The organism is Cellulomonas sp. P1_G12_2, assembly GCF_056405535.1.
On sequence record NZ_JBFUBX010000002.1, the window covers coordinates 475,196 to 487,028 of the forward strand.

The 11,833-nt window shown below is 72.2% G+C and carries 8 protein-coding genes; 7 read left to right on the forward strand and 1 reads right to left on the reverse strand.

The genetic code is table 11. From position 1 onward, the window contains the following. The first annotated feature begins 124 nt into the window (after positions 1-124). From AC1DXT_RS10215 to AC1DXT_RS10230, 4 genes are all read left to right on the forward strand, one after another. Positions 125-2,419 (forward strand): sodium-translocating pyrophosphatase, encoded by a 2,295-nt coding sequence (locus AC1DXT_RS10215; protein ID WP_477061245.1) that lies wholly within the window; start codon positions 125-127, stop codon positions 2,417-2,419. 63 nt (positions 2,420-2,482) lie between these two features. Continuing rightward, on the forward strand, positions 2,483-3,145 hold the full coding sequence (locus AC1DXT_RS10220; RefSeq protein ID WP_477061246.1) for a ThuA domain-containing protein: 663 nt from the start codon (positions 2,483-2,485) through the stop codon (positions 3,143-3,145). A gap of 18 nt (positions 3,146-3,163) precedes the next feature. Further along, entirely contained in the window at positions 3,164-3,859 is a 696-nt protein-coding gene (locus AC1DXT_RS10225) for an endonuclease/exonuclease/phosphatase family protein (protein WP_477061247.1), read from the forward strand. Positions 3,860-3,866: 7 nt separating this feature from the next. Beyond that, entirely contained in the window at positions 3,867-5,402 is a 1,536-nt protein-coding gene (locus AC1DXT_RS10230; RefSeq protein ID WP_477061248.1) for a DUF7059 domain-containing protein, read from the forward strand. A 126-nt stretch (positions 5,403-5,528) separates the two neighbouring features. Here the strand turns inward: AC1DXT_RS10230 and AC1DXT_RS10235 are convergent, their stop codons facing one another. Further along, a complete protein-coding gene (locus tag AC1DXT_RS10235; protein ID WP_477061249.1) occupies positions 5,529-8,468 on the reverse strand; it encodes a glycosyl hydrolase in 2,940 nt (979 codons plus the stop codon). Positions 8,469-8,682: 214 nt separating this feature from the next. Here AC1DXT_RS10235 and AC1DXT_RS10240 point away from each other — a divergent pair, with 214 nt between their 5' ends. Genes AC1DXT_RS10240 through AC1DXT_RS10250 form a run of 3 tightly spaced genes read left to right on the forward strand, consistent with a single transcriptional unit; the run spans position 8,683 to position 11,823 of the window. Beyond that, positions 8,683-9,870, forward strand: coding sequence for an efflux RND transporter periplasmic adaptor subunit (locus AC1DXT_RS10240; RefSeq protein ID WP_477061250.1), 1,188 nt, complete (start codon positions 8,683-8,685; stop codon positions 9,868-9,870). Then, positions 9,863-10,594: an ABC transporter ATP-binding protein gene (locus AC1DXT_RS10245; protein ID WP_477061251.1), complete on the forward strand. Its 732-nt coding sequence runs from the start codon at positions 9,863-9,865 to the stop codon at positions 10,592-10,594. The genes AC1DXT_RS10240 and AC1DXT_RS10245 overlap by 8 nt, the downstream gene beginning before the upstream one ends. Continuing rightward, entirely contained in the window at positions 10,591-11,823 is a 1,233-nt protein-coding gene (locus AC1DXT_RS10250; RefSeq protein WP_477061252.1) for an ABC transporter permease, read from the forward strand. Before AC1DXT_RS10245 ends, AC1DXT_RS10250 begins: the two co-directional genes overlap by 4 nt. The last annotated feature ends 10 nt before the right edge of the window (positions 11,824-11,833 follow it).

Genomic DNA, 11,833 nt, shown 5'->3' on the forward strand with positions numbered 1-11,833 from the left:
GTCACCCGTCTGCGCCCTGGTGCGATCCACGTCACATCTCGTGGCTAGACTCGCCCAGTCGCGCAGCAACGGGGCTGTGGGACAGGCGTGGTCAGGGGGGCCTCGCTGAGTCCGAGGAGGATGCATGGTCGAGCTCGGGTCAACGAGCATCACGATCGTCAGTGTCATCGCGGCCGTCGCGGTCGCGTCCCTGCTCATCGCCGTCGTCCTGCGTCGTCAGGTGCTCGCGGCCGGTGAGGGGACCGAGTCCATGCGCGAGATCGCGCGCGCGGTCCAGGAAGGGGCATCGGCGTACCTGAGCCGGCAGTTCCGCACCCTGGCCCTCTTCGCGGTCGTCGTCTGCGCCCTGCTGTTCCTGCTGCCGGGCGACAGCGGTGTCAAGATCGGTCGCTCGGTGTTCTTCCTGATCGGCGCCGGGTTCTCCGCGGCGATCGGGTACCTGGGCATGTGGCTGGCCACGCGGGCGAACGTCCGGGTGGCGGCGGCTGCGTCGGAGGTCGGTGGGCGTGCGGAGGGCGCGCGCATCGCGTTCCGGACCGGCGGGTTCGTCGGCATGAGCGTCGTGGGCCTCGGTCTGCTCGGCGCCGCGTCCGTCGTGCTGATCTACCGGGCGGAGGCACCGGCCGTGCTCGAGGGCTTCGGCTTCGGTGCCGCGCTCCTCGCCATGTTCATGCGCGTCGGCGGCGGCATCTTCACCAAGGCGGCGGACGTCGGCGCCGACCTGGTGGGCAAGGTCGAGCAGGGCATCCCCGAGGACGACCCGCGCAACGCGGCCACGATCGCCGACAACGTCGGCGACAACGTGGGCGACTGCGCCGGCATGGCCGCGGACCTGTTCGAGTCCTACGCCGTCACGCTCGTCGCGGCGCTCATCCTGGGCAAGGCGGCGTTCGGCGAGCAGGGGCTCGTGTTCCCGCTGGTCGTCACCGCGATGGGTGCCCTGGTCGCCGTCCTCGGCGTGTTCATCACGCGGGTGCGCGGCGCGGAGAGCGGCCTCAAGGCCATCAACCGCGGCTTCTACACCTCCGCCCTGGTCGGCGTCCTGCTCTCCGCGGTGGCGGCGTTCATCTACCTGCCGTCGTCGTTCTCGGAGCTCACGGGCGGCACGGCCGGCCTCGAGTCCCACCCGGGCGACCCGCGGCTGATCGCATCGGTGGCCGTGGCCATCGGCGTCGTGCTGGCGGGCGTCATCCTCTGGGTCACCGGCTACTTCACCGGCACCACCAGCAAGCCCACCCTGCACGTCGCGCGCACCACGCTCACGGGCGCGGCCACCGTGGTCCTGTCCGGCATCGGGGTCGGCTTCGAGTCGGCCGTATACACCGCGGGCATCATCGCGGCGGCCATCTGCGGCGTCTTCCTGCTGGCCGGTGGCTCCGTGTCGCTGTCCCTGTTCCTCATCGCGCTCGCGGGCTGCGGTCTGCTGACCACGGTCGGCGTCATCGTCGCCATGGACACGTTCGGGCCCGTGAGCGACAACGCGCAGGGCATCGCGGAGATGTCCGGCGACGTCACGCCCGAGGGCGCACAGATCCTCACAGACCTCGACGCCGTGGGCAACACCACCAAGGCCGTCACCAAGGGCATCGCGATCGCGACGGCCGTCCTGGCCGCGACCGCCCTGTTCGGGTCCTATGCGGACGCGGTGCAGAACGCCTTGCGGACGGCGGGTCAGGCGGGCGACGAGCTCACCGCGGCGATGCTGAACTACAGCATCATCAGCCCGGTCACCCTGGTCGGCGTGATCCTCGGCGGCGCGACCGTGTTCCTGTTCTCGGGCCTGGCGATCGACGCCGTGACCCGGGCCGCGGGGGCCATCGTGTTCGAGGTGCGTCGCCAGTTCCGCGAGCACCCCGGGATCATGACGTACGAGGAGCGACCCGAGTACGGCAAGGTCGTCGACATCTGCACCCGCGACTCGCTGCGCGAGCTGGCGACACCCGGTCTGCTCGCGGCCTTCGCACCCATCGCGGTCGGGTTCGGCCTCGGCGTCGGCCCGCTCGCCGGGTTCCTCGGCGGGGCCATCGCGACCGGCGTGCTCATGGCGGTCTTCCTGGCCAACTCGGGCGGCGCCTGGGACAACGCGAAGAAGATCGTCGAGGACGGCAACTTCGGCGGCAAGGGGTCCGACGCCCACGCGGCGGCGGTCATCGGCGACACCGTGGGCGACCCGTTCAAGGACACCGCCGGTCCGGCCATCAACCCGCTGATCAAGGTGATGAACCTCGTAGCGCTGCTGATCGCGCCGGCCGTGGTCGCCATCTCGGTGGGGACCGACGCCAACCAGACGGCGCGCCTGTCGATCGCCATCGCGGCCGCGCTCGTGGCGGGCGGGGCCGTCGTGATGTCCCGCTTTCGCGCCGCGCGAGCCGACCGGGAGGACCTGACCCGCGAGGCTGAGAAGGCGCTCGCACGCTGACGCACGACGACGATGCCTCCGGCCCCGGCCGGGGGCATCGTCGTGCGTGCAGGAGGAGGACCGATGCCCCACGCGCTCGTGCTCGCCGGCCACGGCCGTTACGAGGACCCGTGGCACGACGCCGCGGCGGTCGCCCACCGGCTGGCCGGGCTGCTGGCGCAGGACGGGGTGGACTGCACGATCCGCGGCACCCTCCCGTCCGCGCTGGACGACGTGGACCCCGACCTGGTGATCGTCGCCGCAGGCCGGGGCCGGCCGGATCCCGACTTCGACGGCACCGACGACGACTGGACGCCGTTCCACGACCGGCTCGCCGCGCTGGTCGCCTCGGGTGTCCCCGTGCTCGGGCTGCACCAGGCGGCGAACGCGTTCCTCGACCGGCCCTCGTGGGCGTCGACGCTGGGCGGGCGGTGGGTCGAGGGGACGTCCTGGCACCCGCCGCTCGGGCCATCGGTCTTCCGCGTGGTCGAGCCGTCGCACCCGGTCACCGCCGGGCTGTCCGTGGTGGAGGCGCCGGACGAGCGGTACCTGTCTCTGGAGGTGTCCCCGGACGTGCACGTGCTCGTCGTCGCCGACCATGACGGCACCGCGCACCCGGTCGTCTGGGTGGCCCCCGGCCCAGGTCGCGTGGTCTACGACGCCCTCGGCCACGACGCCCGGTCGTACGGCTCGCCGTCCCGCGCGCAGCTGTTCCGGAACGAGGTCCGCTGGTTGCTCGGCCGCTGAGTCCGACAGGATGACCCGGTGACGACGAGCCCCGACGCCGGCCGCCTGCGGGTCATGACGTACAACCTGAAGGGTCTGCAGCTGTCCCGAGCGGACGCCGTCGCGGTGGTGCGCATCGCGGCGCCCGACGTGCTCGGCGTGCAGGAACCCCCTCGGGGGCTGCTCGGCCGGTGGCGGATGTGGCGGTTCGCCCGCGACGTGGGCCTGCGGACGGTGGTGAACGGCCGCGGCGCCCGGACGACGGCTCTGCTGGTCGCGTCGGGTCGCTCGGTGTCGGACGCGCGCGCGCTCAAGCTGGTCAACCTCGCCGGCCGCACCCGACGCGGCGTGGCCATGGCCACGGTCGGCGGCGTCCGGTTCGTCGTCGTGCACCTGTCGCTCGTCCGCGACGAGCGGTCCGCGCACCTGTCCGACATCCTGCTCGCCCACGTCCCCGCCACGCGGACGGTCGTGCTCGGCGACCTCAACGAGCGTCCGGGCGGGCCCACGTGGAAGCGCCTGTCCAGCGTGCTGGTCGACTCCGACCCGGCCGGTGACCCCACGTTCCCCGCGGTCGACCCGCTGCACCGGATCGACGCGGTCTTCGCGTCCCCCGACCTCGGCATCGAGGCCGCGCGCGTCCCCTCCGGCCCGCCCGTCCTGCGCGGCAGCGACCACCGCCCGCTCGTCGTCGACCTGCTCCTGGACCCGGGAGCCGGGACGGTGCAGGGATGATGGCGGGGTGGTCCTGCAGCCCGCGCCCGGTGCGCCCCTGACCGATGCCGCCCTCGTCGCGGCGCTCCGTGACGACCTGACCGCCGCCGGGTACGGCGTGGCCCGCGTGGAGGACGTGCTCGGGCCGGTCGCCGCGGACGCCCTGCACCGCGAGGAGCCGGTTCCCGCGCTGCGTGCCACGGCAGCGTCTGACGACGTCGTCGCGGCGCTGGTCCGCACGTTCCTGCTCGGGTCCACCACGCCGCGGCGGCTGCTCGAGCGAGCGCTGCCCACGCTCACGGTCGCGGGCGCCGAGCGCCTGGGCATGGTGGAGTCCGACGGCGACGACGTGCGTGCGCGGGTCGACCTGCGTCCGTACGCGGCGGTCGACGGCGGCGGCGAGGTCGACTGGTGGATCGCGTCGGACCTCGGCGAGCTGGCGACCGGGTCGGCCCTGCGCACCGACCATGTGCTCGGCGTCGGCGGGGCGTCGACCACGCTGGCGCAGGTCACCGTGCGCGACGACCGCGACCACGTGCTGGACCTCGGCACCGGCTGCGGCATCCAGGCCCTGCACGCGTCGCGGCACTCGCGCCGGGTGGTCGGCACCGACATCTCCCGGCGCGCGCTCGCGTTCGCGCGGTTCAACGCGACGCTCGCCGGGGTGGAGCTCGATCTCCGCAAGGGGTCGATGCTCGAGCCGGTCGCCGACGAGCGGTTCGACCTCGTCGTGAGCAACCCGCCGTTCGTCATCACGCCGCGGACCCCGGGGATGCCGTCGTACGAGTACCGCGACGGCGGGCGTTCCGGCGACGCGATCGTGCGCGAGCTCGTCGAGGGCGTCGGCGCGGTGCTGGCGCCCGGGGGAGTGGCGCAGCTGCTGGGCAACTGGGAGGTGCGCCGCGGCGAGGAGTGGCACGAGCGCGTCGGGTCGTGGCTCGACGCCAGCGGGCTGGACGGGTGGGTGGTCCAGCGCGAGCTGCAGGACCCCGCGCAGTACGCCGAGACGTGGATCCGCGACGGCGGCACGACACCCGACCGCGACCGTTCCGCGTGGGCGGAGCGCTACGGGCAGTGGCTGGACGACTTCGCGTCGCGGGACGTCGAGGGGATCGGGTTCGGCATCGTGACCCTGCGCAAGCCGCTCGGGGCTGCGTCGCTGCGGCGACTCGAGGAGGTCACGGGCTCGGTCCGGCAGCCGCTGGGGCCCGCGATCGCCGAGTCGCTGGCCGCAGACGACTGGCTGCAGTCGATGACCGACGACGACCTCGCCGCCCAGCGCCTCGTCGTCGCGCCCGACGTCACCGAGGAGCGGTACCTGACGCCGGGCGACCCCGACCCGCAGGTGGTCCTGCTGCGCCAGGGCGGCGGGTTCGGCCGGGCCGTGCAGGCCGGGACCGCGCTCGCGGGGTTCGTCGGGGTGTGCGACGGCGAGCTCACGGTCGGCCAGATCGTCAACGCCCTGGGCGCCCTGCTGGAGGTCGGCGCCGACGCGGTCGCGGCGGACGTCCTCCCGTCGGCCCGCGGCCTGATCCGCGACGGCCTCCTGCTGCCTGCCGCCTGAGTCATCACGTCCGCACTGAGGTGGGTGGGAACCCACTCGAGTGCGGACGTTGCCGCTTCCCACACCGCAACGTCCGCACTCGAGCGGGTTCAGACCCACCCGAGTGCGGACGTCAGCGAGGGTCAGTCAGTGGAGCACCACGTCGTCGAGCACGTGGGTGCCGGCGTTGAAGTACAGGTTCACCTTCTTCACGTCGGCCAGCTGCGCGCCGCAGTCGGCGGTCAGGGTCTCCAGGTCGACGACCACGTCGGCGGTCGGCCCGGAGATCCAGCCCACCTGCGCGGTCTCGCACCAGGTCCACGACGAGCCCACCTGCAGGGCCGCCTTGGTGTCGAACCCGGTGGTGGACACCACGTCGAACGTCACCTGGGTGCGCCCGGTCCAGTCGCCGACCGCTGGGCCGAACCCGAACCAGCCGCCGTCGGGTGACGACGCGCTGACGGTGAGCGACCCGCCGGTCGCCGAGACGGTCCCCTCGCCGACCGGTCCCCAGCCCTGGGCGCCGTCGGTGAAGTCGGAGAGCACCACGGGTTCCAGCGGGCTCGGCCGGTGGTCGTACCGGTCGAGGTACCCGGCCATGTCACCGCGGGTGACGACCTTGAGCACGCCGTACCTGGTGGCCGACGACGGCACGACGATGCCGGTCTCGGTCGCCCACGCGATCGCGGAACCGTACGGGTGCCACGACGGGACGTCGGTGAACGCCTCGGGTGCCGCCGGCTCCGGTGATCCCGCGAGCCGCCAGAGCAGCTCGGCCGCGTACGAGCGGTCGAGGGGTGCCTTGGGCAGGAACAGCGGGATCCGGGTGTCGACGAGCTTTTCGTGCGCGAGCCACTCGATCTCCTTGAAGAAGGCGTGCTTCTTGGGGACGTCGAGGAACGTCGGCCACTTCGCCGTGGGGACGAAGGTGGCCTCCGAGTACCGGTAGAGCAGTGACGCCACGGCCTCACGTGTCTCCGGCCTGGTCGGGCGGAACGTGCCGTCCGCGTAGCCGTCGTCGAGACCCTGGTCGTGCAGCCAGAGGATGCTCTCGAAGTTCGGCGAGCCCGGGAGCACGTCGGAGAACAGCGGCGGCGGCTCGACACCCGGCAGGGCGGCGATGTCGTCGACCACGATGCTTCCCGACGAGGCGCCGGTACCGTCGTCGGCCGCGTTGACGTAGATGTTGAACTGCGAGATCGCCTTGAGGTCCGCGTCGGTGATCCGCCGGTTCGCGTTGGCGGTGTCCCAGGGGGCCGGTCGCCAGTCGACGAACGGGATGGTCACCACGGAGGGGTCGGTGCCCGCCAGCGACGGGTACGCCTCGTAGGAGACCCCGCCGGCGACGAGCTGGAGGACCATCTTGTTGCCGGAGCCGTCGGGGTCGACGCGAAGCGACAGCTCGTTGAACGCCGACCAGTCGCCGCTGATCTGCCGGCCGAACCCGGTGTAGGTCTGGGTGGCGAAGTCGTAGTCCATCCGCAGCCCCTGGGACGGGCCGCTGCTGTCCAGGGAGAGCGTGTTGGCGCCGTAGGAGACGTACTCGGCCCGCAGGGCGGTGTCGTCGCCGTAGCCCTCGTAGTTGTCGACGATGCCGGGCCCGAACGTCGGTCGCGGTCCGAGGACCACCGACGCGCTGTCGGTCAGCATCTCGACGCCGTCGACGATCACGTGGACCTCGAGCGTCTGCGTGCTGTTGTCCAGCTGCTCTGCGGGGATGTCCCACGGCGCCGACCACCAGAGGCCGTCACCGGGGGAGAGCTCGATCTCGGTGCCGCCGACGGTGGCGTAGACGCGGTCGGCGTCGACGTTCTGGACGGTCGCGCGGACGGTCGTCGGTGACGTGGCCACCCGGGCGCTGTCCGCGGGGGACGCGATGTGCAGGACCGGACCGGTAGGCGTCGTCTCCACGGGCCGGTCGAACGCCCCGGTGACCTCGTCGGCGAACAGCGTGTACGGGTCGGCCGCGTACTCCTGGAAGTCCGGCAGGAGGGCGTCGCCGGTCACGGGGACGTAGTGCTGACCCGCGTCGAAGTTGGCCCACGTCAGCATGTACGCGTTGCGGCTGGCCTTCGGGTCGGCCTTGATGGCGGCCAGCACCTTGGTGAACCACTTCTCGGGGCTGGAGCCCGTGGTGCCGACGCCGTTGGTCACGCCGAACTCGGTGAACGCGGAGACCTTGCCCTTGGAGTCCGCGAGGTCGGCGATCATCCCGAGGTCCGCCACCAGCCCGTCGAGGAACGCCTCGGAGCCGGTGTTGTCGTACGCGTCGAGGCCGAAGACGTCGACGAACTCGTCACCCGGGTACGTGCGCAGGTACGTCTCGGCGTTCCCGCCGAAGCCGCTGCCGGGTCCGAACGCGTAGAGGAAGTTGGAGACGCCCTTGACGTCTCGCAGGTACTCGACCGTGTACCGGAACAGCTCCTTGTACTCGCCGGGGGAGCCGAACGCGGCACCCCACCAGAACCAGGAGCCCGCGTTCTCGTGCCACGGCCGGAAGATGATCGGGATGAGGTTCCCGTCGGCGTCGCGCGCCCCGTCGGCCGTCGCCGCGATGGTGTCGAGGTACGCGGTGAGCTCGGCGTTCTTCGGTCCGCCGGGCAGCACCGCGCGCAGGGTGTCGCCCGTGGTGTCGTAGAAGCTGCCGCCGGTGACGAAGTTCTCGATGTGCGCGGACAGGGTGTTGATCCCACCGAGCTCGTGGGCCTTGACGAGGTGGCCGTCGAGCGCGGCGATGTTCTGCTCGGTCGTGTTGCTCGCGGAGCCCGGGGCCTCGTCGCCCTGCAGGATCAGCGTGTCCCAGCCGAAGACCGCGGGGTGGTCGCCGGTCATGTTCGCGACGTCGGACTTGATGCCGTCGGCGCCGGTGAACGTCAGGCCGTAGGACGTCGTGTGCTGGTGGCCGAACAGGATGCCGTCGCCGCGGACGTCGTCCAGGTAGCTGAACAGGGAGCGGGTCGCGGCGCTGGCGTCCGGGTCGACGATCGTGACGGTCTCGGCGGCCAGCGCGGGGATCGAGACGATCCCGCTGAGGGCCGCGGCGGTGATCCCGGCGGCGAGGGCGCGCGACAGATGACGGTTCTTCATTGAACCTCCTGGGTCGTCCCGCCCCCGGAGCCGGCATCCGTGGACGAGCACTGGAACAGACTTAGTCAAGTTACCAAAGAAAGGATCTATCGGACAGGTCCGAAACGATTGCGTGCCCGCTCCCGGCGGCGATCCACAGGTGGGGCACAGGTCAGTGCTACGGGCGGCCCAGCGCGCGTCCCTACGTTCGGCCCAGGTCACAGGACCGGTCGACGTGAGGACGGACATGCAGCACGTGTGGAGGCGGACGACACCGCTGACGAGGACGGTCACCGCCGCGGTCGTCATCGGGCTCGTCGCAGCGGGAGTCTGGTGGTTCGGGATCAGGGACGCAGCAGCCGCGTCGGGGGAGCCGGTCGCGCGGACCGTGGCGACGAGCCTGACGACGATGCAGAAGTCGGTCAGCGGCAGCGGGACGCTGACGCCGTCGGTGCAGCAGGACGTGAGCTTCGAGGTCAGCGGCACCGTGACCAGCGTGCCCGTCGCGGTCGGGCAGACCGTGACGGCCGGGCAGACGCTCGCCACGGTCGACACCCTGCAGCTGAACGCGGACCTGCTCCAGGCGAAGGCGACGCTGGCGGGCGCGCAGGCCAAGCTGGACGACGCGAGCGGCTCGGCCCAGGTCGCCGCCGCCCAGGCCCAGGTCGACGTGGCGCAGTCCGGCGTCGACACCGCGCAGACCGCGATGGACGGCGCGACCCTGACGGCGCCGGTCGCCGGGCTGCTCACCGCGGTCACCCTCGAGGTCGGTGACGCGGTGGGCAGCAGCTCCGTCCCGTCGGCCGGCGGCGACACCGCGTCCGCGCAGTTCACCATCGTGGGCACCGAGGGGTGGCAGGTGGACGTGACGGTCTCCGACGCCGACATCGCGCTCATCGAGGTCGGAGACCAGGCCGAGGTGACGCTCGACGGCGCCACGGAGCCGGTGTTCGGCACCATCAGCGAGATCGGCCTGCTGTCCACCAGCGACTCCGGCGTGGCGGCCTACCCGGTCACCGTGGCGGTCACGGGGGACCAGGAGGGCCTGCACGACGGCGTCGCCGCCGAGGTCGAGCTGGTCTACGAGCGCCGCACGGACGTGCTCACGGTGCCCAGCCTGGCCGTCACCACGGCGGCCGACGGGACGACCACGGTCGAGCAGGTGGGTGCCGACGGCGAGACCGTCGACGTGCCCGTGACGGTCGGCGAGACATCCGGGAGCGTCACGGAGATCACCGAGGGACTGGCCGAGGGCGACGAGGTCGTGCTGGCCACGTTCACCCCGGGGTCGGGCGGCAGCGGTCGCCAGGGCCAGGGCGGCACCGTGCCGGAGGGCTTCCCGGAGGGCTTCCCCGAGGGCGGCTTCCCCGAGGGCGGCTTCCCCGCAGGTCCGCAGCAGCAGGGCGGTTCGACGAATGGCTGAGCTCACGATGTCGATCGCCGCGCCGGCCCGGGCCGACAGCAACGAGCCGGTCATCGACCTCGTCGGCGTCACCAAGACCTACACGTCCGGCAGCATCGAGTTCGAGGCCCTGCGGGGCGTCGACCTGCGGATCGACCAGGGCGAGTACGTCGCGGTCATGGGGCCGTCCGGGTCGGGCAAGTCGACGCTGATGAACATCCTGGGCTGCCTGGACACCCTGACCAGCGGCTCGTACCACCTGGCCGGCGAGGACGTGGGGGAGCTCGACGAGATCGACCTGGCCGACATCCGCAACCGCCGCATCGGGTTCGTGTTCCAGCAGTTCCACCTGCTGCCGTCGCTCTCGGCGTGGCGCAACGTCGAGCTCCCGCTGGTCTACGGCCGCGTGCACGCACCGGTCCGCCGGGACCGGGCCGCCGCGGCGCTGACCCGGGTCGGGCTCGGCGACCGGATGGACAACCGTCCCGGCGAGCTCTCCGGCGGGCAGCAGCAGCGCGTCGCGGTCGCCCGCGCCCTCGTCGGCGAACCCGCCCTGCTGCTGGCCGACGAGCCGACGGGCAACCTCGACTCGACCTCCACCCGGGACGTCCTGGGGCTCTTCGACGAGCTGCACGCGCAAGGTCGCACGATCGTCCTGATCACCCACGAGGCCGAGGTGGCCGAGCGCGCCGAGCGGATCGTCCGCGTCCACGACGGGCTCATCGTGTCGGACGGTGCCCGATGACCTGGACCGAGACCCTGCGCACCGGCTGGTCGGCGGTGACCTCGCACGCGATGCGCTCGATCCTCACCGTGCTCGGCATCCTCATCGGCATCGCCGCGGTCATCCTCACGGTCGGCCTCGGGCTCGGCACGCAGAAGGACGTCAGCGAGCAGATCAGCCAGCTGGGCAGCAACCTGCTCATCGTCAAGCCCGGCAGCAGCACCAGCACCGAGGGCGTGCGCGGGGGCTTCGGCTCGCGCACCACGCTCACCACCGCCGACGCCGAGGCGCTCGACTCGTCGGTCAACGCGCCCGACATCGGCAAGGTCGCCGCCGAGAAGACGACGTCCACCTCGCTCGAGGCCAACGACACCAACTGGACCACCGGCGTGGTCGGCACCAGCACGGACTGGCTCGACGTCCGCGGCCGCACGCTCGCCACCGGGTCGTTCTTCACGGCCGACGACGAGGCCGACCGGGCCGCGGTCGTCGTGCTCGGACCGTCCACCGCGGAGGAGCTGTTCGGCTCCACGCGGGTGGTCGGCCAGACGGTGACCATCGGCGACACCGACCTGCGGGTCGTCGGCGTGCTCGAGGCGGAGGGCGCCAGCGGCGACAACGACCTCGACGACGTGGCCGTCATCCCGATGTCCACGGCGGCGGACACGGTCGTCGGCGGCCAGGACCGCAACGCGGTGTCGACGATCTACGTCCAGGCGGCATCGACCGACCAGCTGAACGCGGCGTACCAGGAGGCGGAGGCGCTGCTGCTCAACCTGCACGGGATCACCGACGCCGACAGCGCCGACTTCACCATCAACAGCCAGGACGCCCTGGTGTCCACGGCGACCGCCGTCTACAAGACCCTGACCGTCCTGCTCACCGGCATCGCGGCCCTGTCGCTGCTGGTCGGGGGCATCGGGGTCATGAACATCATGCTCGTCTCGGTCACCGAGCGGACCCGCGAGATCGGTCTGCGCAAGGCGCTCGGCGCCCCGCCGTGGGCCATCCGGCGGCAGTTCCTGGTCGAGGCCACGGTGCTCGGCCTGGCCGGCGGAGTGCTCGGCGCGGTCCTCGGGATCGCCGCGGCGCAGATCCTGCCCGGCCTGCTGGACACCTCCGTCGTCGTCTCGGGCGCGGCCGTGGCCGGGTCCGTGGTGATCGCCATGGGCATCGGCCTGGTGTTCGGCGTCTACCCCGCCACGCGTGCCGCGCGCCTGGCCCCCATCGACGCGCTGCGCGCCGAATGACCTCCCCCTT